The following is a 21,004-nucleotide window of genomic DNA, read 5'->3' on the forward strand; positions in this document are numbered from 1 at the left end:
AAGCAGCTCGGATTGAACTGCTTTTTTTGATTATAAACCGTAAAGATAGTCATCGTTCTGCATAGCTTCCACTTCACCAAGAAGATAGCCGTTACCGACTTGGGAGAAGAAGTCGTGGTTAGAAGTACCGGTTGAGATACCGTTCATGATGATTGGGTTGACATCATCTGCTGAATCTGGGAAGAGTGGATCCTGCCCCAAGTTCATGAGGGCCTTGTTGGCGTTGTAACGAAGGAAAGTTAAGACTTCCTCGGTCCAGCCGACTGCGTCATAAAGGGAGCGCGTGTAGCCTTCTTCATTTTCATAAAGTTGGTAGAGCAGGTCGTACATCCAGTCGCGGAGTTTATCTTGTTCTTCCTCGGACAATTCATTGAAACCAAGCTGGAACTTGTAACCGATGTAGGTACCGTGCACAGACTCGTCACGGATGATCAGCTTGATAATCTCCGCAACGTTGGCCAGTTTGTTGTTACCAAGGTAGTAGAGTGGCGTGAAGAAACCAGAGTAGAAGAGGAAGGTTTCTAGGAATACGCTGGCAACTTTCTTCTCAAGAGGTGTACCTGTTTCGTAGATTTCGTTGATAATCTTTGCCTTGCGTTGCAAATATTCGTTGCTGTTGGTCCATTCAAAGATGTCTTCAATCTCAGACTTGGTATTCAAGGTTGAGAAGATAGAAGAGTAAGACTTGGCATGGACTGACTCCATGAATTGGATGTTGTTGTAAACAGCTTCTTCATGCGGTGTACGAATATCATTGCGAAGAGCTTGGACACCTGTTTCAGATTGTAGAGTATCCAAGAGAGTTAATCCACCGAAGACTTTACCAACCAGGTCTTTTTCTTCAGCAGTCAGTTTACGCCAGTCATCCAAGTCATTTGATAAGGGGATACGAGTATCGAGCCAGAATTGCTCAGTCAACTTTTCCCAGGTTGACTTGTCGATAACATCCTCAATGGCGTTCCAGTTTATGGCTTTGTAGTAGGTTTCCATCATATTCTCTTTCTTTTTCTTATACTTCAAATATTATATCACAAATAGATAGTAGCCTGTAAAAAATCCCCTAAAAGGGATTTTAATCGATCGCTTATTAGTTGCTTCACATCGTGAACGACAGTGTCGTAAGGTAGCTAGCCAATCCGCTCATTGCGGTTGGCGTAGCTTGCCAACAGTAAAACTTGTGAAAGTTACGACCTGAGAAAAGTCGTTCGAACTTAACGACTTTTCGAGGTAGTAAGCCACTTAGGTACTGACCATATAGTCAGTACCGTTCATTCATTAGATGCTTTGGTATTAGTGTATTGCGACACGTAGAAACTGAAGATGATATTTCTTCAGTTTCGAAGTTAGTAAGGTAGCTAGCCAATCCGCTCATAGCGGTTGGCGTAGATTAGCTAGTTGGCTTGCCAACAGCTAATCTTGCTACGTCGAAATCGAGTTCGGGCTAAGGACTTGGCAAAAAAGATAAATCCCTTTGAGATGCAAGACATCTCTGCGGTATTTCCTATTTTTGCTGAGTCCTTTTGACGCCCTCACATCTTAAATCACACAACTTTCACATTGGTTTGCACCGACTTCTTCGCCGTCATCGGTAAAGGTACGTACATAATAGATAGACTTGACACCCTTATTGAAGGCGTAATTACGAAGAATAGAGAGGTCACGGGTGGTTTGCTTGTTCTCTGTTTTCCATTCGTAGAGTTCTTTTGGAAGCTCACTGCGGAGGAAGAGGGTAAGGGACAAACCTTGGTCAACGTGTTCTGTTGCGGCAGCATAGACATCGATAACTTTCCGCATATCCATATCGTAGGCAGACTTGTAGAATGGAATGGTTTCAGTTGCCAAACCAGCTGCTGGATAGTAGATTTTACCAATTTTCTTCTCTTGGCGTTCTTCAATCCGTTGGGTAATTGGATGAATAGAAGCAGAAACATCGTTGATGTAGCTGATAGAACCGTTTGGTGCAACAGCTAGTCGGTTTTGGTGATAAAGACCATCTACCATGACTTTTTCACGAAGGTCAGCCCAATCTTGTCCACTAGGAATGAAAATGCCTTCAAAAAGTTCTTTAACACGGTTAGATTGTGGTTGGTAGTCACCCGTCACATACTTGTCGAAATAGCTACCATCTGCGTATTTTGATTTTTCAAAGTTATGGAAAGTAGCCTTGCGTTCGCGGGCAATGTTATTTGATTCTACCAAGGTCCAGTAGTTGAGGAGCATGAAGTAGATGTTGGTAAATTCTACGGCTGTTTTTGATCCGTAGTCAATCAAGTTTTGTGCCAAGTATGAGTGAAGTCCCATTGCACCAAGCCCGATAGAATGAGCTTGTTCATTTCCAGCTTCGATAGACGGTACCGCAGAAATGTGCGAATGGTCTGTTACATAGGTCAAAGCACGAGTCATGGTACGGACAGAACGTCCAAAGTCAGGCGATTTCATCAAGTTGACAATGTTGGTTGAACCAAGGTTGCATGATACATCTGTCCCCATTGTCAAGTATTCCTGAGAATCATTGATGACGCTTGGCGTTTGAACTTGAAGAATTTCTGAACAGAGGTTTGACATGATAATCTTGCCGTCAACAGGGTTGCTGCGGTTGGCAGTATCGATGTTGATGACATAAGGATAGCCAGACTCTTGTTGGAGTTTGGAAATTTCTGTTTCCAAGTCACGTGCCTTGATTTTTGTCTTACGAATGCGAGGGTTTGCCACCAATTCATCGTATTTTTCTGTGATGTCAAGGTAGCTATAAGGGACACCGTATTCCAACTCAACTGAGTATGGGCTGAAGAGGTACATATCTTCGTTTTTACGTGCCAATTCGTAGAATTTATCAGGAACGGTGATACCGAGTGATAAGGTCTTCACACGAACTTTCTCATCGGCATTTTCTTTCTTAGTCGAAAGGAAGGAAATAATATCTGGGTGGAAAACATCCAGATACACTACCCCAGCCCCTTGGCGTTGCCCAAGTTGGTTAGAATAGGAGAAGCTGTCTTCGAAGAGTTTCATAACAGGAACAACCCCAGAAGCCGCCCCCTCATAGCCCTTGATTGGAGCACCTGCCTCACGCAAGTTGCTGAGGGAAATACCAACACCACCACCGATACGGGACAATTGCAGAGCAGAGTTGATAGAACGTCCGATCGAGTTCATATCGTCAGTGACTTGGATGAGGAAACACGATACCAACTCACCACGACGGGCACGGCCTGCGTTGAGGAAAGAAGGAGTAGCTGGCTGGTAACGAAGATGAATCATTTCGTTAGCCAAGTTCAAGGCCAACTCTTCATTTCCTTCTGCAAAATACAAGGCGTTGAAGAGAACACGGTCTTCCATGCTCTCCAAATAGTAGGCACCGTCGTTTGTTTTGAGGGCATACTGATTGTAGAACTTGTAAGCTGCCATGAAAGACTTGAAGCGGAAATTTTGGTCTTTCAAGAATTGATCAATTTTGATGATAAATTCTGGACTGTATTGGTCTAAAAACTCTTTTTCAAGGTAATTTTCTTCTAATAGATAAGCAATCTTGTCTAAAATACTATCAAATTGCTTGGTGTTTGGAAGGACGTTTTCCTTGAAGAAAGCCTTGACAGCCTCTTGGTCCTTGTGGAGAGGAATTTGTCCATTGACAGGACGGTTGATTTCGTTATTTAAACGGAAGTAGGACACATCGCCTAGCTCTTTTAAACTCATAGTCGCAATCTCTTTCTATAAACAGTAGGGAGTTAAACCAAGGCTTTTAGTTTTCCTGGTTGAAAACCTGAGAAAACATCATTTTCAGTTTCGATAACAGGTGCAGCTGAGAAACCGAGACCTTTTACGTGATCGATAAATTCAGGCTGTTCATCTAGATTGATTTCTTTATAATCTACACTATGTTGATCCAAGAATTTCTTGGTCATTTTACACTGTACACAATCATTTTTTGAATAGATCGTTACCATTCAATTTCTCCTTTGTCCATGAGGGATTAATAAAAAATCCCAATTTTGTTACCAATCTAGGATACAAGATTTTAAGGTTAAAGTCAAGAAGGAAGTTTATTTAAAATCACAAAATATAGTGCACAATATTTTTGTAAGACACCATATATTGTACATCCGTCCAATGATGCCAAGTCAAAAAATAGCGTTTACATAGCTGTTTCTATTTAGTTTGATAACCCTAACAATCTCTCGGTAAAGTATAAATCAGCTTTTTTACAAATGTCATAATATTTTGAAGGAAATACACGATGTTACAAAATATAACATTTATAGTTATACATGTGTTGAATATATATTAGCTTTTGTACTATACTATTAAATAATGCCGAAAGAGGTTATAAAATATGGAAAAATCATATATAAAACGCTTGGTTCATAAAGGGAGAGAATATTCATATTATGCATTGGATTCGATTTCAATGGAAGAAAAAGTGGATATTCATTCACTTCCCTATACTATTCGTATTTTATTAGAGAGTCTTTTAAGAAAAGAAGATGGTTTGGATGTTACAAAAAATCACATAATGGAGTTGCTTTATTATCAGGCTGCATCTCCTAAAGGGGAAATCCCTTTTAAACCTAGTCGTGTTATTTTGCAAGATTTTACAGGTGTTCCTGTTGTGGTAGATTTAGCCTCCATGCGTGATGCGGTGGTGAAAGCAGGTGGAAACCCTGAATTGATTAACCCAGAAATTCCAGTGGATTTAGTCATCGACCACTCTGTTCAAGTTGATTTTTTTGGGACTGAAGATGCTCTGGAGAAAAATATTGCCTTAGAGTTCGAAAGAAATAATGAACGCTATGAATTTCTGAAATGGGCAGAGAATTCCTTTGAAAATTATCGCGCTGTGCCTCCAGCAACAGGAATTATCCATCAGGTAAACATTGAATTTCTAAGCGATGTTATTATCAACAAGGATGGTTTGCTTTATCCAGATTCTATGTTTGGTACAGACAGTCATACGACCATGATTAATGGTATTGGTGTACTTGGTTGGGGTGTAGGTGGTATTGAGGCGGAAGCTGCAATGTTGGGTGAAGCATCTTATTTTCCTATTCCTGAGGTGATTGGTGTTCGCCTAGCTGGGCAATTGCCTAAGGTTGCCACTGCAACGGATTTGGCGCTTAAGGTCACTCAACTTCTACGTCAGGAAAATGTAGTTGGGAAGTTTGTAGAATTCTTTGGACCAGGTTTATCTTCTCTTACATTAGCGGATCGAGCAACTGTTTCCAATATGGCTCCAGAATACGGTGCGACTTGTGGCTATTTCCCGATTGATGGAGAAACTTTACATTATATGAGATTGACCAACCGTTCGGAGGAGCATGTGGAGTTGACAGAAGCCTATGCTAAGGCTAATTATTTATTCTATGATGCTGAACGTTTTCCGTCTTACAGCAAGGTTTTAGAATTGGATTTATCGACAGTAGTCCCATCTATTTCTGGTCCTAAAAGACCACAGGATTTGATAGAATTAACAGATGCAAAAGCAGAGTTTCAGGCTAGTTTAATACGTGAAGTAGGTGTGCGTGGATTTGGTTTGGAGGAAGCAGAGTTAGATAAAACAGCCACGGTTAAATATGTTGAAGGAGATGAGCAAATTCAAACAGGTCATGTTGCTATTGCGGCGATTACCTCGTGTACAAATACCTCCAATCCGTATGTCCTTTTGGCGGCAGGATTACTGGCAAAAAATGCGGTAGAAAAAGGTTTGGCAGTTTCTAAGACGGTCAAGACGTCATTGGCACCAGGCTCAAAAGTAGTGACTGGCTATTTGAAAAAATCAGGTTTGCAGACCTATCTAGATGCCTTAGGGTTCAATTTGGTTGGTTATGGTTGTACAACTTGTATCGGTAACTCAGGTGATCTGCGTCCTGAAGTGGCGGAGGCGATTAAGGAAGAAGATTTATTGGTTTCTGCGGTATTATCTGGAAATCGTAACTTTGAAGGACGGATTAATCCGTTGGTAAAAGCTAATTTCTTAGCGAGTCCACCGATTGTTGTTGCCTATGCTATTGCGGGAAATATGAATGTAGATTTAACAAGGGATCCGCTGGGGTATGATGAGAAGCAACAAGCTGTCTACCTTGCGGACATTATGCCAAGTCGTAAGGAGGTAGATGACTACATTGAGCGTTATGTGACTCGTGACCTTTATAAGGAAGAATACCAACAGGTATTTACAGATAGTCAGGCTTGGAATGCGATTGAAACAAAGACAGATAAGAATTACAATTGGAATTCATCTTCTACATATATTCAAAATCCGCCCTATTTTGACAACATGCAGGCAGATTTATCCATAAAACCACTGGAAAATTTATCTGTTTTGGCTAAATTTGGCGATTCTGTAACGACAGATCATATTTCCCCGGCGGGGAATATTGCACGATTGAGTCCTGCAGCTCGTTATCTCGAAGAGAATGGTATTGTTTATAAGGATTTTAATTCTTATGGAAGTCGTCGTGGAAATCACGAAGTCATGATGCGTGGGACTTTTGCAAATATTCGTATAAAGAATGAGCTGGCGGATGGAAAAATTGGTGGTTGGACAAGAGTTGGCGACGAGATTCTTTCAATCTATGATGCGGCCATGAAATATAAGGCCGCTGGTATCGGTAGTATTGTTATTGCTGGTAAAGACTATGGGATGGGGTCAAGCCGTGATTGGGCAGCCAAAGGTTCAAGTTTACTTGGTGTGAAGGCTGTTCTTGCTGAGTCATTTGAGCGGATTCACCGTTCAAACTTAGTGATGATGGGTGTTCTTCCTTTACAATTTTTAGAAGGTCAGTCGGCAGAAAGTCTTGGCTTGACTGGACATGAAAGCTATACAATTGATTTGCCAGAAGATGTTGGTGTTGGTCAAATTGTAACAGTCCATGCGCAAACAGATGATGTTACAAAGGAGTTTCAAGCTCTGGTGCGGTTTGATGCAGAGGCGGATATTCGTTATTATCGCCACGGAGGTATTTTACCTATGGTAGTAAGAAAGAAACTAGGAGGAAAGGTATGACAGAAACGAATGGGTTAAAAGATGCGATTGCCTGTGATACGCGAATCAGTGCAATTGAAAATGACCGCTTGTCCTATGCAGGGTATGACATTGCTGAATTGATGGAGAATAACGCTTCTTTTGAGGAAGTCATCTATCTTCTGTGGAACCTGCATTTGCCAACTCAGATTGAATTAAATTATTTTGAGAAAAGCTTGCGAAAAGAATATGCGATTTCAGATGCGGTAGAGCAATGTATTCTGATTCAATCACGGCGACATTTGCATCCCATGAGTGTGTTGCGTTCGACAGTATCTCTCCTTGGAGTATATAATGTACACGCTGAAGAGAGTTCGTTAGAAGCTTTGTATGAGCAATCTATTCAGATTATGGCCAAGGTTCCGACGATTATTGCAACATTTGCTCGGTTGAGACGCGGATTGGTTCCAATTGAACCGCGGTCTGATCTGGGTTTTGCGGCGAATTTTCTTTATATGCTGAATGGTGAGGAGCCGAGTGATTTACAAATCAAAGCGTTTAATAAAGCTTTGGTGCTTCATGCTGATCATGAATTGAATGCGTCTACTTTTGCTGCGCGTGTCACGGCATCAACGTTAACGGATTTATATTCTTGTGTTACCACGGCAATTGGGACTCTGAAAGGCTCATTGCATGGTGGTGCAAATGAACGAGTGTTTGACATGTTGTTGGCTATTCGTGAGAGTGGTGATACCGAGAGATATTTGCAGAAGAAGCTGGATTCGAAGGAAAAAATTATGGGATTTGGCCATCGAGTCTATAAAACGGTTGATCCTCGTCAAGAGTATTTGAAAGAGATGGCGCGTGATTTGACATTCGGAACAGACGATGAAGTGTTTTATAGATTGTCAGAGGAAGTAGAGAGCTTTATTAAAAACAAAAAAGGTTTAATTCCAAACGTAGATTTTTATTCGGCGACAGTTTACCATGTGCTAGGTATTGATAGTGATATTTTTACATTGATTTTTGCAATGAGCCGTATGGCGGGGTGGATTGCACATGTCCAGGAACAACGGAAAAATAATAAATTGATTCGTCCGCGCTCTTTCTACTTAGGTGGTAGAAATTTGGTTTACATCCCGATTGGAAAGAGGTAAATATGGCAGAAAAAATCCTGATGAGAGAGGGGCGGTTAATTGTCCCAGATTATCCCGTTATTCCCTATATTGAAGGAGATGGTATTGGCAGGGATATTTGGTCAGTCAGTCAAAAAGTTATTGATGCTGCAGTGAAAAAAGCCTATGCAGGTCAACGTTCTATTCAGTGGAGGGAGGTTTTTGCAGGAGAAAAGGCTTATGAATTAACGGGAACTTCTTTGCCGAATGAGACATTAGCAATAATCCGTGAGCATTTAGTTGCAATCAAAGGTCCCTTGGGGACGCCGATTGGGAAAGGTCATCGTTCTCTTAATGTTGCACTTCGTCAAGAATTAGATTTGTATGCCTGTGTGCGTCCAATTCGCTATTTTAAGGGAGTGCCAAGTCCGCTGAAAGAGCCCGAAAAGACGGATATTACTATTTTTCGTGAAAATACAGAAGATATTTATGCAGGTATTGAATGGGAGGCTGGTTCAGCTGAAGTTGCCAAAGTCATTTCCTTTTTGCAAGAAGAAATGGGAGTGGTAAATATCCGTTTTCCAGAATCTTCAAGTATTGGTATCAAACCGATTTCGGAAGAAGGGAGTAAACGCCTCATTCGCTCTGCAATAGAATATGCCCTAGAACATCAATTGAAGAAGGTGACCTTAGTTCATAAGGGAAATATTCAAAAGTTTACAGAAGGCGGCTTCCGCAAGTGGGGTTATGAATTGGCGAAAGAAGAATTTACTACAGAACTTGCAGAGGGGACTTTGGTAGTAAATGACATTATTGCGGATAACTTTCTGCAGCAGATTTTATTGGCACCGGAAAACTTCCAGGTGGTTGCTCTTACAAATCTAAATGGAGATTATGTATCAGATGCTCTTGCGGCTCAGGTCGGAGGAATAGGCATCTCACCGGGTGCTAACATTAATTATCAGACAGGTCATGCTATCTTTGAAGCGACACATGGAACTGCTCCTGATATTGCAGGAAAGGATTTGGCTAATCCATGTTCCCTCTTGCTTTCGGCTTGTATGATGTTGGAATATATTGGCTGGAAAGAAGCGGCTGTTTTAATTATTCAGGCCTTGGAAGGCGCTTTTATAAATAAAAATGTCACGCTTGATTTTGCTAAAATTTTGGACGTTGCTCATCAATCTACTAGTCAATTTTCAGAAGTTCTAATAGATTCTATTTAATGAAGAAAAAGTAAAATGAACCTATCTTTTTATGACGGAAACATGAAAGAAAGGTAAAAAAATCTTGAAAATGATTTCAAAAAGTGGTATAATGTCCTTTGTAAGGGTTATCACAAATAACTCGCAATTTTGTAAAAATAAAGGAGAATCCAAATATGGCTTCAAAAGACTTCCACATTGTGGCAGAAACAGGTATCCACGCACGTCCAGCAACTTTGCTTGTGCAAACAGCTAGTAAATTTGCTTCAGACATTACTTTGAACTACAAAGAAAAGTCTGTTAACCTTAAATCTATCATGGGTGTTATGAGCCTTGGTGTTGGTCAAGGTGCTGATGTAACTATCTCAGCTGAAGGTGCTGATGCTGACGACGCAATCGCAGCTATCACTGAAACAATGGAAAAAGAAGGATTGGCATAAGAATATGACAGAAATGCTTAAAGGAATCGCAGCATCAGATGGTGTTGCTGTTGCTAAGGCATATCTACTCGTTCAGCCAGATTTGTCCTTCGAAACTGTTACAGTTGAAGATACAAATGCAGAGAAAGCTCGTTTGGATGCTGCTCTAGAAGCATCTCAAAACGAGCTTTCTGTTATTCGTGAGAACGCAGTAGCTAGCCTAGGTGAAGAGGCCGCAGCCGTATTTGATGCACACTTGATGGTTCTTGCTGACCCAGAAATGATTGGTCAGATTAAGGAAACAATTCGTGCGAAGAAAACAAACGCTGAGACTGGTTTGAAAGAAGTTACGGATATGTTTATCGCTATCTTTGAAGGTATGGAAGATAACCCATACATGCAAGAGCGTGCCGCAGATATTCGTGACGTAGCCAAACGTGTATTGGCACACTTGCTTGGTGTTCGCTTGCCAAACCCAGCAACTATCGACGAAGAATCAATCGTTATCGCGCATGACTTGACACCTTCAGATACAGCGCAATTAAACAAACAGTTTGTAAAAGCTTTCGTAACGAACATTGGTGGTCGTACAAGTCACTCAGCTATCATGGCTCGTACACTTGAAATTGCTGCTGTTTTGGGTACAAATAACATTACTGAAATCGTTAAGGACGGCGATGTATTAGCTGTTAACGGTATCACGGGTGAAGTGGTTATCAACCCTTCTGAAGAAGTGATTGCAGAATTTAAAGCAGCTGGTGAAGCTTATGCTAAACAAAAAGCTGAATGGGCTCTGTTGAAAGATGCTCAAACAGTAACAGCTGATGGTAAACACTTTGAATTGGCAGCTAACATCGGTACACCAAAAGACGTTGAAGGTGTAAATGATAACGGTGCTGAGGCAGTTGGTCTTTACCGTACAGAGTTCTTATACATGGATTCACAAGATTTCCCAACTGAAGACGAGCAATACGAAGCTTACAAGGCTGTTCTTGAAGGTATGAATGGCAAGCCAGTTGTGGTTCGTACAATGGATATCGGTGGTGATAAGGAACTTCCTTACTTCGATCTTCCACACGAAATGAACCCATTCCTTGGTTTCCGCGCCCTTCGTATCTCTATCTCTGAGACTGGTAACCAAATGTTCCGTACTCAGTTGCGTGCCCTTCTTCGTTCATCAGTACATGGTAAACTTCGTATCATGTTCCCAATGGTTGCCTTGTTGACTGAATTCCGTGCAGCAAAAGCAATCCTTGATGAAGAAAAAGCAAACTTGTTGGCTGAAGGTGTAGCAGTTGCGGATGATATCCAAGTGGGTATCATGATTGAAATCCCTGCAGCAGCAATGCTTGCAGACCAATTTGCCAAAGAAGTTGACTTCTTCTCAATCGGTACAAACGACCTTATCCAGTACACAATGGCTGCAGACCGTATGAATGAACAAGTTTCATACCTCTACCAACCATATAACCCATCAATCCTTCGCTTGATCAACAATGTTATCAAGGCTGCACACGCAGAAGGTAAATGGGCTGGTATGTGTGGTGAGATGGCTGGTGATCAACAAGCTGTTCCACTTCTTGTAGGTATGGGCTTGGATGAGTTCTCTATGAGTGCAACATCTGTACTTCGTACACGTAGCCTTATGAAGAAACTTGATACAGCTAAGATGGAAGAATATGCTCACCGTGCCTTGACAGAATGTGCAACGGCAGAAGAAGTTCTTGAACTTCAAAAAGAGTATGTTGATTTCGATTAATAAGAAATTTAAAGTTTGGAGTAGATAAACTACTTCAAACTTTTTTTGTATGCTCCAGCATTGAGTACTATATATTTTTTGAGATATACGGCTTAAAATACTTTGAAGATTGAAATTGATTTGAAAGAAAATTCGAAATTTTCAAAAAATTATTGCTAAACCAGGTTCAATATGTTACAATAATCACATTATACTCAAAGGAGGAAAAAATGAAGGCGTATAATAATTATATTAACGGTTCTTGGGTTGGATCAGAAAAATCAATCGCGATTCACTCACCGATTAATCAAGAAAAACTTGGTACAGTACCTGCTATGTCAAAAGAAGAAGTTGATAAGGCGATGGATGCTGCTAGAAAGGCATTGCCCGCTTGGCGTGCCTTGTCAGCATTTGAACGTGCACAATATTTGCATAAGGCAGCAAATATTTTGGAAGAACGTAAAGATGCAATCGGTGAAATTTTAGCTAAAGAAGTTTCGAAAGGGATCAAGGCTTCCATCGGAGAAGTGGATCGTTCTGCCCACCTCATTCGTTTTGCTGCTGAAGAAGGCTTGCGTGTTTATGGTTCATCATTAGAGGGTGGAACCTATGAGCCAACTGCTAAGTCAAAGGTTTCTTTGGTTCGTCGTGAACCGGTAGGTATCGTATTGGCGATTGCACCGTATAACTACCCTGTTAACTTATCGGCATCAAAAATTGCACCTGCTTTAATTGGTGGCAACGTAGTTATGTTTAAACCACCTACACAGGGTTCAATTTCAGGTCTATTGCTGGCGGAAGCTTTTGCAGATGCTGGTATCCCAGCGGGTGTCTTCAATACCATTACAGGTCGTGGTTCAGAAATTGGTGACTACATCATTGAACATCCAGAAGTAAACTTCATTAACTTTACAGGTTCAACACCAATTGGACAAAAAGCTGGTAAATTAGCAGGCATTCGTCCAATCATGCTTGAATTAGGTGGTAAGGATGCTGCGGTTGTTATGGAAGATGCGGATTTGGCCCACACTGCAAAAGAAATTGTAAGTGGTGCCTACAGCTATTCAGGTCAACGTTGTACGGCTATTAAGCGTGTTCTTGTTATGGATTCTGTAGCTGATGAATTGGCTGTGAAGTTGAAAGCAGAAGTTGAGAAATTGACTGTCGGTGATCCATTTGAGAATAAGGACATTACGCCAGTTATTGACGAACAATCAGCAGAATTTATTGAAGGTCTGGTTAGAGATGCTCAGGCAAAAGGTGCAACTGAATTGACACCATACAAACGTGAGAAAAACTTGATTTGGCCAACCCTTCTTGACCATGTTACACCAGATATGGAAATTGCTTGGGAAGAACCATTTGGACCAGTTCTCCCAATTATTCGTGTTTCATCATTGGATGAAATGTTGGAATTGTGTAACCAATCTGAGTATGGTCTTCAATCTTCTATCTTTACAAGCAACTATCCATTTGCTTTTGATTTTGCTTCTAAATTAGAAGTTGGTACGGTTCATATCAATGCCAAGACACAACGTGGTCCAGACAACTTCCCGTTCTTGGGTGTCAAGGGTTCAGGGGCAGGTGTTCAAGGTATCCGTTACAGTATCGAAGCGATGACTAAAGTGAAGTCAGTGGTATTTGACGTTCAATAAAATAATAAGGGAGTGGGACAAAAATCGGTAACCCGCAGGGTTCGATGAGTCGTCAGCCCACCCCCCGCACAGTTGAGTAGGGCTGTAAAGAGGCTGGGCAGAAAGTACAGCCTCGCTTCTCAGAGTTCGTGTCAACATCTCAGCGCAGTGGTTGATTGGCAGATTTGTTCGTGTTTCACACTCCAGATCTGACCTAATCAACTGTGCGGGGGTGGGAAGACGAACTCTTTTTAAACTGGTCGAGTTCTTTCCCACTCCCTAATTAGAGCCCACTCAACCACTGCGTCAAGTTTAACTATTGAAAAAAACTAAGGAGGCCAGGACTTTTGTCCCTGCCTCTTTTCTTACATACAGGCAACCATTCAATCACAAAAAAAGTTCTAACCTCAAAATGAGATTAGAACTTTATTGCTTATTTGGCTTGATAAAACTTATTGTGTTGGTAGATAGGGTCAAAGGTAAGATTGATGCCTAATTTACGAAGGACACTCTTGTCTTCATCGGATAGGATAACAGTCGAATGAGCTTCGCTACCATTTAATTGGCCTAATTCTTTCATGGCACGTGCAGCAAGAGGGCTATCTTGTGCAGTGATGGCAAGGGCGTTAAGAATTTCGCTTGCATCGAGTCGTGTATTGGTCTTATCCAGATAATCTGCCTTCAATTCTTGAATTGGACGGATGTAGTTTGGTTCGATGAGAAGTGTTTCATCATCGATTTTAGCAATTTGCTTGATGGCGTTGAGAAGGACAGTTGCAGTTGGCTTGAGGAGGTCGGATGTCTTACCTGTTACAATCTCTCCAGTTGGCAACTGAATAGCAAGGGCAGGGCTAGTTGTCAGCTCTGCTTTTTCGCGCGCAGCGATAACAACCTTACGATCTGCTGGTGTCACACCGACTTCATTCATGAGGAGTTCAATCTTTTTAACTGCTTGCTCGCTCACCCGCTCTGCCTTGAAATCAACCAAGGTCTGGTAGTAGCGGCGGATGATTTCTTGCTTGGATGCTTCGATCGCAGCATCTTCGTCCACGATGGAATAGCCCACCATGTTAACGCCCATGTCTGTCGGTGAGGCGTATGGTGATTTGTTCAAAATACGTTCAAAGGTACGGTTGAGGACAGGGAAGACCTCGATGTCACGGTTGTAGTTGACCGCAGTTTTGCCATAAGTTTGCAGGTGGAAGGGGTCAATCATGTTGAGGTCGTCCAGGTCAGCAGTTGCTGCTTCATAGGCCAAGTTAACGGGATGGTGGAGTGGTAAGTTCCACACTGGGAAGGTTTCAAACTTGGCATAGCCTGATGTTACGCCATGTAGTTGGTCGTGGTAAAGTTGGGAAATACAAGTCGCCAATTTACCTGAACCAGGTCCAGGTGCGGTGACAACGACGAGATTGCGACTAGTTTCAATGTAGTCATTTTTGCCCATACCTTCTGGTGAAATGATGTGGTCGATATCAGAAGGATAGCCCTTGATTGGGTAGTGGAGATAGGACTTGATGCCGTGTTTTTCCAACTGTTTGCGGAAGGCGTCTGCGGCTGGTTGGTTGCGGTATTGGGTAATGACCACAGAACCAACATAAATATCAATATCATTGAAGGTGTCAATCAAGCGGAAGACTTCTTGGTCATAAGAAATACCCAAGTCGCCGCGTGCCTTAGAATGTTCGATGTTGCTTGCATTGATGGCAATGACGATTTCTACTTGGTCTTTTAACTCTTGGAGGAGTTTGATTTTGTTATCTGGTTCATAGCCAGGTAAAACACGGGCTGCGTGGAAATCCTCCAACATTTTTCCGCCAAATTCCATATAGAGCTTGCCTTCAAACTGAGCAATACGCTCTAAAATGTGATCACGTTGCAAATTCAAGTATTTAGTTGAATCAAATGCGATTTTCTTCATCAAATAAGTCCTCCAAATGTGTAATTTTCTCTGGGAAAAACAAAAATAGCTCCCTAAAACTAGGGAGCCTTTTCTCCGACCTCTCAAAAGAGGTGCCCGAACAATACTATAACAAACTGTGCTAATCTTGTCAAGAAAAAGTCGGATAGAACAAAAATTAAACAATTGCTTAAAAAATATTTAATTTTTATAAAATTAAGTATTGACTTTATTAAAATAAAGTGTAAAATAATATTAAACGAATATTTAATTGATATTTAAGGAGATGTTTATGAAAAAGTTGATTCACAATAAATTATTCCTATCTAGCTTTGTAGCGGACTTGATTTCTAACTTTGGAGATACGCTTTACTATCTGGCTTTGATGAACTATGTTTTACTCTTACCAGATACCAAGTTTGCCCTGGCTATGATTACCGCATCTGAAACCTTGCCGATTTTAGCAGGCCTCTTTATCGGGATTTGGGCAGACAAGACCAAAAATAAATTGGATACCATTCTGGCTACCTTGGTCGTACGTGTCGGTTTCTATGCCTTTGTTGGCTTCTTGATGGGATTTGCACCAGCCCTCTGGGTTGTGGCGGTGGTCTGCGTCATCAACTTCCTGTCTGACCTTGCTGGTCAATACGAAAACGGTCTCTATATGCCAGTCAGCTTGCGGGTTGTGGCTGCTGAAGACCGTGAAACAGCTATGGCTTTTAAGATGACGGTGAAAAGTCTTTTGCAAATTGCCTTCCAAGCTAGCGGTGCTATCCTCATCGGATTCATGTCTTACCAGAATCTCGCCTTCTTCAATGCAGGGACCTTCTTGGTCAGTCTTGTCATCATGGCAATCCTCCGTCCAGCTCTTGCCAAGCTACTGAAGGAAAATCCTATCCAAGAAGCTGAGCAAACAGAAACAGAAGCAGGACTTATCAAGGGCATGCGTAACAGTCTCAAAGAATCCTACCAAGCTGTTCAGAATATTCCTGTTCTCAAAGCGTCAATTGTGACCATTGCCAGCCTGAATGCCATTTTTACCGCACTTTCACCATTAGTTATTCTAAATATGAAGGAGTTCTCAGACTTTGTGATTGTCAATGCAGGAACAACCGTTGCTTTGATTTCCATTTTCTTCTCAGTTGGTAGTATCTTGGGGTCAAGTATCGGTATGGCTTTGTTCAAAAATGTCAGCTTGATCAATCTCCTCAAATTCTCTACATTGATGCCAGTCTTGATTTTCTCAGGTTTCTTCCTCCACAATATTTATGTGGTACTGACGGTTATTTTTGTGACAGCTATGACTTTGGGTGTCTTCAATCCGAAAATGAATACCTTGGTCTTAAATGAACTGCCTGAAGATAAATTGGCGACAGTCGGTGGAGGGATTGATGCTTTCTGCCAGATTGGTATGGTAGCAGGTCAAGCCTTGGTAGCCCTTATGGTGACGATGCTTTCTGCGACAAGTATTTCCCTCATCTTTCTCTTGCTTTCTGTGGGACTCTTGGGTTATAGCATTTTTACAGGAAAAAATACTGAAAAGATTGTAGCTAGTGCTTAGAAAGAAAATCCTGACTATTAGAAGGAGAATTACTTTGAAAAAGATACTCAACAATAAATTGTTCTTATCAAGCTACCTAGCAGATGTGATTTCCAACTTTGGAGATACACTCTATTATCTGGCTTTGATGAACTACGTCTTGTTTTTACCAGATACCAAGTTTGCTTTGGCCATGATTACGGTTTCTGAAACTCTGCCGATCTTGTCGGGACTTTTTATGGGAATTTGGGCTGATCGGACCAAAAATAAATTGGATACGATTTTGGCTACTCTGGTGTTTCGTTTTGTTCTTTATGCCCTCGTTGGCTTACTGATGGGATTTACACCAGCTCTCTGGATTGTAGCAGTCGTCTGTGTGGTGAATTTACTGTCTGACTTGGCTGGTCAGTATGAAAACGGGCTTTATATGCCACTTAGCCTGCGAGTATTAGAGGCAGAAGACCGTGAAACAGCCATGGCCTTTAAGAATGCTGTTGGCGGCATCTTGATGATTGTCTTTCGATCTAGCGGTGCTATTCTCATCGGCTTCATGTCTTACCAGAATCTCGCCTTTTTCAACGCTGGGACCTTCTTGGTCAGCCTTGCGATTATGGCAGGTTTGCGTCCAGCTTTTGCCAAGTTATTGAAAGAAAATCCTATCCAAGAGGTTGAACAAACCGAAACAGAAGCAGGACTTGTCAAGGGAATTGGTCAGAGCCTCAAAGAATCTTATCAAGCCATTCAAAACATCCCTGTATTAAAGGCTTCTATTCTGACCATTTCGGGTATCAATACGGTTGTTAGTGCCGTATCTCCCTTGGTTATCCTGTCTATGAAGGAATTTTCAGACTTCGTGATTGTCAATTCTGGAATAACTCTTGCCTTGGTATTCAACCTATTTTCTGTTGGTTACATCCTTGGCTCTAGTCTAGGTATGGCTTTCTTCAAAAATATCAGCTTATCCAACCTGCTTAAGTGTTGTACAGGTTTGGCGGTCATCCTGTTTGTTGGTTTTTATTTTCATAATATTTATATTGTGATGGCGACTATCTTAGTCACTACCATGACGACTGGCATTATCAATCCCAAATTGTATGCCCTGATAATGAATGAACTACCCGAAGATAAATTGGCGTCTATCTATGCAGGAATGGGGACTATATTTAATATTGGGATGCTTGCAGGTCAAACCTTGGTCGCCCTTATGGTGACTCTTCTTTCTGCGACAAGTATTTCTCTCATCTTTCTCTTGCTTTCTGTGGTGCTAGTAAGCTATACTATTCTTGTGGGGCGTAGGCCTGAAAATGAAGTAGTTGTTAAAGCTTAGAAAGTATGCGTATGAAATTAGATTACCGTGATTACCGCAGTGAAATTGTGGAAAAACTGTTCATTCCCTTGATTGTCAAGGATCGTGAGGAACCGATTGAGGCGGATTTTTCACAGAAAGAAAAAGACATTCTCAAAGATGCCTTGGACATTCGTTATGAGATTGAAGAAAAGTTGTTAGATTTTCGTCAGGAAGTCAATCAAGTCTTTGTCTGGGGACATATCTTCAACATTTTGCATAGTCTTTATTTTTATCTCTTGAATGATGGACAGGATCCAAAGACAGTTGAGGAAGCTTGTCAATTGATTTTAAAGCTGTCTCAAGAAGAAGTAGAAGATGCCATGCGAACCATGTTGGCGTCTGAAAATGACGGACATCGTGAGAAGACCCTCAGCCTCATGGAACTTTTGGAAAAAACGGATAAAAAGCCGGCAGATAAGTGGTACTGGTCACTGGCTATTCGCAATCCCTTGGAAACGGTTCAGCGGTCTGTCCATCTCTTGGATAAGATGCTTCCAATCTATCAGCCCTATTTTGAAGAGGCAAGGGCGGAGCGTGAAAAATTTGCTCATGAATTTGACATTGAAAAACTCTATCAAGAATCCAAGCAGTTAGCCATGACTAGCTTGGATAGCTTGAGTGTAGAAACTGCCCAATTCTTCGTTCTCAGTCCGTGGAATTATTGGTTTGCTTATTATGGCAATGAACAATTTGACTATATGAAAGTCGCTCTTTTAGCGTCTTGTCGAATTGAACAGATTATGCTGTCAAATGACGAGCTGGATCTGGATGATTTGACAACGGCTCTTAAAGTCATCAGCGATAGCACGCGCTATCAGGTCTTGGTGGAGCTGACCAAGCCTCATGCTAAGAGCAAGGACATCGCAGAGCGACTAGCTATTACAGGAGCAGCCGTATCCTTCCACACCCAAAAGCTGATTAATGGCGACCTGCTCCTCTTTAACACAAAAGTCAAGGACGCTAAATACAGTGTCAATCGCGACCTGCTCCAACAGGTGATTGATAAGTTGAAAGAGGATTTTGATTTGTAAAAAAGCCTTGTAAGTTAAGTCTTACAAGGTTCTTTTGTGCTTATACTCTTCGAAAATCAAAATCAGACGTTGTTGACTTGATTTGATGAGTGAAAAGGTCCAGTGGATCTTTTCAGCCTGTTCCCTTGAAATATAATAAGGAATAGTGTTCTATCTGCATCTTACGGTCACGAACCAAGTTCGTCTAATTTCCGACCTCCAACAGTCTATTTCCAGACTGTTGGAGCTAGTCTGTTTTTGATTTTCTTTGAGTATTAATGATTAACCAGCTGAGCAGTTGGCAAGTGATGATGGTGATAAGGAAGACTAACCAACCTTGCTGTATTTTGGTCAGGGAACTAGTTTCTAGGAAGAAAAAGCTGATTTCCACTGGGATAACATGGATAAAATAATAATAGCTGGCGTATCCTTTGAGAAATTGGAATTTTTTCTGGCGGAAGAGGTCTGTGGTTAGGGTCCAGGCGACTAGATAGGCTGTGAATGGAATCAGGCTAAATAGAAAGTTCTTGTCGTAGCCCTGATTGAGATAGATGATAGTGGCTTCAAAGGCTAAAAGGGCTATGCAGACAAGTAGTTTGGTCTTTTGTCGGTATTGGAAAATGGATTGATTGAGTTTGTCGGCTAGATAAAAGCCTGTCAGGACAAAAATCGGTGCGTAGAAGAGGCCGTTGCGGCTGGTGAAAAAGAAGGTTTTGTAGCTGTCAAATGCGGTCAGGAAAATCGATTCTGCCAGGTAGGAGGAGTAGGTTTCGACTGATCCTAGGAGATAGAGAAGGCAGGCTAGACAAGCTGTGATGCGCCAGCCCCATTTCTCCAAGGAAAAATGGACGAGGACAAGTCCTAGCAAGAAGGCGGGCATGTACCAGAGTTGGTAGCTGGTGCCGGTGTAGGTCAGGCCGACTAGGAGTGCGAGGGGGTAGTGGAGTAGGGGGATTTCTTGGAGTGTTAGGTAGATGAGGTAGAAGGGCAGGTAGAGGATGGACCAGGTCAGGTATTGTTTGCTGTAGCGGATGAGGTATTGTTTGGGGAGACTGGGGTAGTTGCGTCGGAGGAAGAAGCTGGCTGTGACCATGAAGTAGGGAACGACCATGCGACTAAAGATTGATTTTTGGATGAAGTGGAGCTGGTCTGCTTCAAATAACCTGCGGCAATGGAGGGCGATAACGAGAATGGCTCCGATGAACTGGATGAGGGAGAGCAGTGATGTATTGAGTGGTTTTGTCTTATTTTGCATGCTAACGTTTTTCTTTTTTTTCTTCTATTTTATCGAAATCTGATGAATATGTAAATGTTTGCAAAAAGATGTGGAGAGGTGCTGGCTGAAACTTAGTTGACAAGAGAAGTCCAGTGGAAAATATGGTATAATGTTAGGACGGAGTAAATGTAAACCATCTATTTCGTTTAAGTTAGAAAGGAGCATATAGATGAAAGATTTACATGCAAAATTATTGGCTGATTTTGGGATCGATTTTTCAGACTTAAGTTTGCTGGAAACGGCCTTTACCCATACTTCCTATGCCAATGAGCATCGCCTTCTAAAAATTTCACATAATGAACGCTTGGAATTTTTAGGAGACGCTGTTCTCCAACTGATGATTTCCAAGTACCTTTATAAAAAATATCCTGATAGACCCGAAGGTGAGATGTCCAAGTTACGTTCGACCTTTGTTCGTGAGGAGTCCTTGGCTAGTTTTTCACGTGCCTGTGGCTTTGATCAATTTCTTCGTCTTGGTAGAGGAGAAGAGAAGTCTGGGGGTCGCAATCGCGATACTATTTTAGGAGATGCTTTCGAGGCGTTCTTAGGAGCTCTGCTATTGGACAAAGGGGAAAAGACCGTGGAGGAATTTATCCATAAGGTCATGATTCCTCGTTTAGAAAAAGGGAATTTTGAGCGCGTGACCGATTATAAGACTGCTTTGCAGGAAATTTTGCAGGTCAATGGTGAGATTGCTATTTCGTATCAAGTAATAGCTGAGTCTGGACCTGCCCATGATAAGACCTTTGAAGTGGAGGTATCTGCTGATCAGCGTGTGATTGGTCGTGGTCGTGGTCGCTCTAAGAAATTAGCTGAACAAGCCGCCGCCAAAAATGCTGTGGAGGCTAGAGGATAGGT

General features: G+C 41.7%; 15 protein-coding genes. 10 read left to right on the forward strand and 5 right to left on the reverse strand.

What is annotated here, in order from left to right; all coding sequences use genetic code 11:
• Nucleotides 1–30: 30 nt before the first annotated feature.
• From nrdF to nrdH, 3 genes are all read right to left on the reverse strand, one after another.
• Nucleotides 31–990 (reverse strand): class 1b ribonucleoside-diphosphate reductase subunit beta, encoded by a 960-nt coding sequence (gene nrdF, locus NOL38_RS00160; protein WP_277941104.1) that lies wholly within the window; start codon nt 988–990, stop codon nt 31–33.
• Between the two features lie 546 nt (nt 991–1,536).
• Nucleotides 1,537–3,696: a class 1b ribonucleoside-diphosphate reductase subunit alpha gene (gene nrdE, locus NOL38_RS00165; RefSeq protein WP_277941050.1), complete on the reverse strand. Its 2,160-nt coding sequence runs from the start codon at nt 3,694–3,696 to the stop codon at nt 1,537–1,539.
• A 32-nt stretch (nt 3,697–3,728) separates the two neighbouring features.
• Nucleotides 3,729–3,947 carry a glutaredoxin-like protein NrdH gene (nrdH, locus tag NOL38_RS00170; RefSeq protein WP_004299071.1) on the reverse strand — a complete coding sequence of 73 codons (219 nt, stop codon included), beginning with the start codon at nt 3,945–3,947 and terminating at the stop codon, nt 3,729–3,731.
• Between the two features lie 386 nt (nt 3,948–4,333).
• Between nrdH and acnA the strand changes: the two genes are divergently transcribed.
• From acnA to NOL38_RS00200, 6 genes are all read left to right on the forward strand, one after another.
• Nucleotides 4,334–7,003, forward strand: coding sequence for an aconitate hydratase AcnA (gene acnA, locus NOL38_RS00175; protein ID WP_277941051.1), 2,670 nt, complete (start codon nt 4,334–4,336; stop codon nt 7,001–7,003).
• Entirely contained in the window at nt 7,000–8,118 is a 1,119-nt protein-coding gene (locus tag NOL38_RS00180; RefSeq protein WP_277941052.1) for a citrate synthase, read from the forward strand. The genes acnA and NOL38_RS00180 overlap by 4 nt, the downstream gene beginning before the upstream one ends.
• A gap of 2 nt (nt 8,119–8,120) precedes the next feature.
• Nucleotides 8,121–9,302 (forward strand): NADP-dependent isocitrate dehydrogenase, encoded by a 1,182-nt coding sequence (gene icd, locus NOL38_RS00185; RefSeq protein ID WP_277941053.1) that lies wholly within the window; start codon nt 8,121–8,123, stop codon nt 9,300–9,302.
• Nucleotides 9,303–9,457: 155 nt separating this feature from the next.
• Complete coding sequence (locus NOL38_RS00190) at nt 9,458–9,721, forward strand: phosphocarrier protein HPr (RefSeq protein WP_002936050.1); 264 nt, start codon at nt 9,458–9,460, stop codon at nt 9,719–9,721.
• Nucleotides 9,722–9,725: 4 nt separating this feature from the next.
• Nucleotides 9,726–11,459 (forward strand): phosphoenolpyruvate--protein phosphotransferase, encoded by a 1,734-nt coding sequence (ptsP, locus tag NOL38_RS00195; RefSeq protein WP_277941054.1) that lies wholly within the window; start codon nt 9,726–9,728, stop codon nt 11,457–11,459.
• 209 nt (nt 11,460–11,668) lie between these two features.
• Nucleotides 11,669–13,093 carry an NADP-dependent glyceraldehyde-3-phosphate dehydrogenase gene (locus NOL38_RS00200; protein WP_277941055.1) on the forward strand — a complete coding sequence of 475 codons (1,425 nt, stop codon included), beginning with the start codon at nt 11,669–11,671 and terminating at the stop codon, nt 13,091–13,093.
• Nucleotides 13,094–13,505: 412 nt separating this feature from the next.
• Here NOL38_RS00200 and NOL38_RS00205 read toward each other — a convergent pair whose 3' ends face one another.
• On the reverse strand, nt 13,506–14,993 hold the full coding sequence (locus NOL38_RS00205; RefSeq protein ID WP_277941105.1) for a DUF1846 domain-containing protein: 1,488 nt from the start codon (nt 14,991–14,993) through the stop codon (nt 13,506–13,508).
• 271 nt (nt 14,994–15,264) lie between these two features.
• On the opposite strand from NOL38_RS00205, the gene NOL38_RS00210 reads away from it, so the two are divergent.
• The 3 genes from NOL38_RS00210 to NOL38_RS00220 are packed head-to-tail and all read left to right on the forward strand — an operon-like array spanning nt 15,265 to nt 18,891.
• Complete coding sequence (locus NOL38_RS00210) at nt 15,265–16,533, forward strand: MFS transporter (protein ID WP_277941056.1); 1,269 nt, start codon at nt 15,265–15,267, stop codon at nt 16,531–16,533.
• A 34-nt stretch (nt 16,534–16,567) separates the two neighbouring features.
• Nucleotides 16,568–17,839 (forward strand): MFS transporter, encoded by a 1,272-nt coding sequence (locus tag NOL38_RS00215; RefSeq protein ID WP_277941057.1) that lies wholly within the window; start codon nt 16,568–16,570, stop codon nt 17,837–17,839.
• 11 nt (nt 17,840–17,850) lie between these two features.
• Nucleotides 17,851–18,891: an ArsR/SmtB family transcription factor gene (locus NOL38_RS00220; RefSeq protein WP_277941058.1), complete on the forward strand. Its 1,041-nt coding sequence runs from the start codon at nt 17,851–17,853 to the stop codon at nt 18,889–18,891.
• 226 nt (nt 18,892–19,117) lie between these two features.
• Here NOL38_RS00220 and NOL38_RS00225 read toward each other — a convergent pair whose 3' ends face one another.
• Entirely contained in the window at nt 19,118–20,125 is a 1,008-nt protein-coding gene (locus NOL38_RS00225; protein ID WP_277941059.1) for an acyltransferase family protein, read from the reverse strand.
• A 190-nt stretch (nt 20,126–20,315) separates the two neighbouring features.
• On the opposite strand from NOL38_RS00225, the gene rnc reads away from it, so the two are divergent.
• A complete protein-coding gene (rnc, locus tag NOL38_RS00230; protein ID WP_277941060.1) occupies nt 20,316–21,002 on the forward strand; it encodes a ribonuclease III in 687 nt (228 codons plus the stop codon).
• Nucleotides 21,003–21,004 lie beyond the last annotated feature (2 nt).

This window comes from Streptococcus suis (assembly GCF_029616525.1).
In the GTDB taxonomy this organism is placed as follows: domain Bacteria; phylum Bacillota; class Bacilli; order Lactobacillales; family Streptococcaceae; genus Streptococcus; species Streptococcus suis_AF.

Excerpts from the sequence above, each read along its gene's own strand:
- nrdF (WP_277941104.1), bottom strand. The coding sequence starts at position 990 with ATGGAAACCTACTACAAAGCCATAAACTGGAACGCCATTGAGGATGTT.
- nrdE (WP_277941050.1), bottom strand. The coding sequence starts at position 3,696 with ATGAGTTTAAAAGAGCTAGGCGATGTGTCCTACTTCCGTTTAAATAAC.
- nrdH (WP_004299071.1), bottom strand. The coding sequence starts at position 3,947 with ATGGTAACGATCTATTCAAAAAATGATTGTGTACAGTGTAAAATGACC.
- acnA (WP_277941051.1), top strand. The coding sequence starts at position 4,334 with ATGGAAAAATCATATATAAAACGCTTGGTTCATAAAGGGAGAGAATAT.
- NOL38_RS00180 (WP_277941052.1), top strand. The coding sequence starts at position 7,000 with ATGACAGAAACGAATGGGTTAAAAGATGCGATTGCCTGTGATACGCGA.
- icd (WP_277941053.1), top strand. The coding sequence starts at position 8,121 with ATGGCAGAAAAAATCCTGATGAGAGAGGGGCGGTTAATTGTCCCAGAT.
- NOL38_RS00190 (WP_002936050.1), top strand. The coding sequence starts at position 9,458 with ATGGCTTCAAAAGACTTCCACATTGTGGCAGAAACAGGTATCCACGCA.
- ptsP (WP_277941054.1), top strand. The coding sequence starts at position 9,726 with ATGACAGAAATGCTTAAAGGAATCGCAGCATCAGATGGTGTTGCTGTT.
- NOL38_RS00200 (WP_277941055.1), top strand. The coding sequence starts at position 11,669 with ATGAAGGCGTATAATAATTATATTAACGGTTCTTGGGTTGGATCAGAA.
- NOL38_RS00205 (WP_277941105.1), bottom strand. The coding sequence starts at position 14,993 with ATGAAGAAAATCGCATTTGATTCAACTAAATACTTGAATTTGCAACGT.
- NOL38_RS00210 (WP_277941056.1), top strand. The coding sequence starts at position 15,265 with ATGAAAAAGTTGATTCACAATAAATTATTCCTATCTAGCTTTGTAGCG.
- NOL38_RS00220 (WP_277941058.1), top strand. The coding sequence starts at position 17,851 with ATGAAATTAGATTACCGTGATTACCGCAGTGAAATTGTGGAAAAACTG.
- NOL38_RS00225 (WP_277941059.1), bottom strand. The coding sequence starts at position 20,125 with ATGCAAAATAAGACAAAACCACTCAATACATCACTGCTCTCCCTCATC.
- rnc (WP_277941060.1), top strand. The coding sequence starts at position 20,316 with ATGAAAGATTTACATGCAAAATTATTGGCTGATTTTGGGATCGATTTT.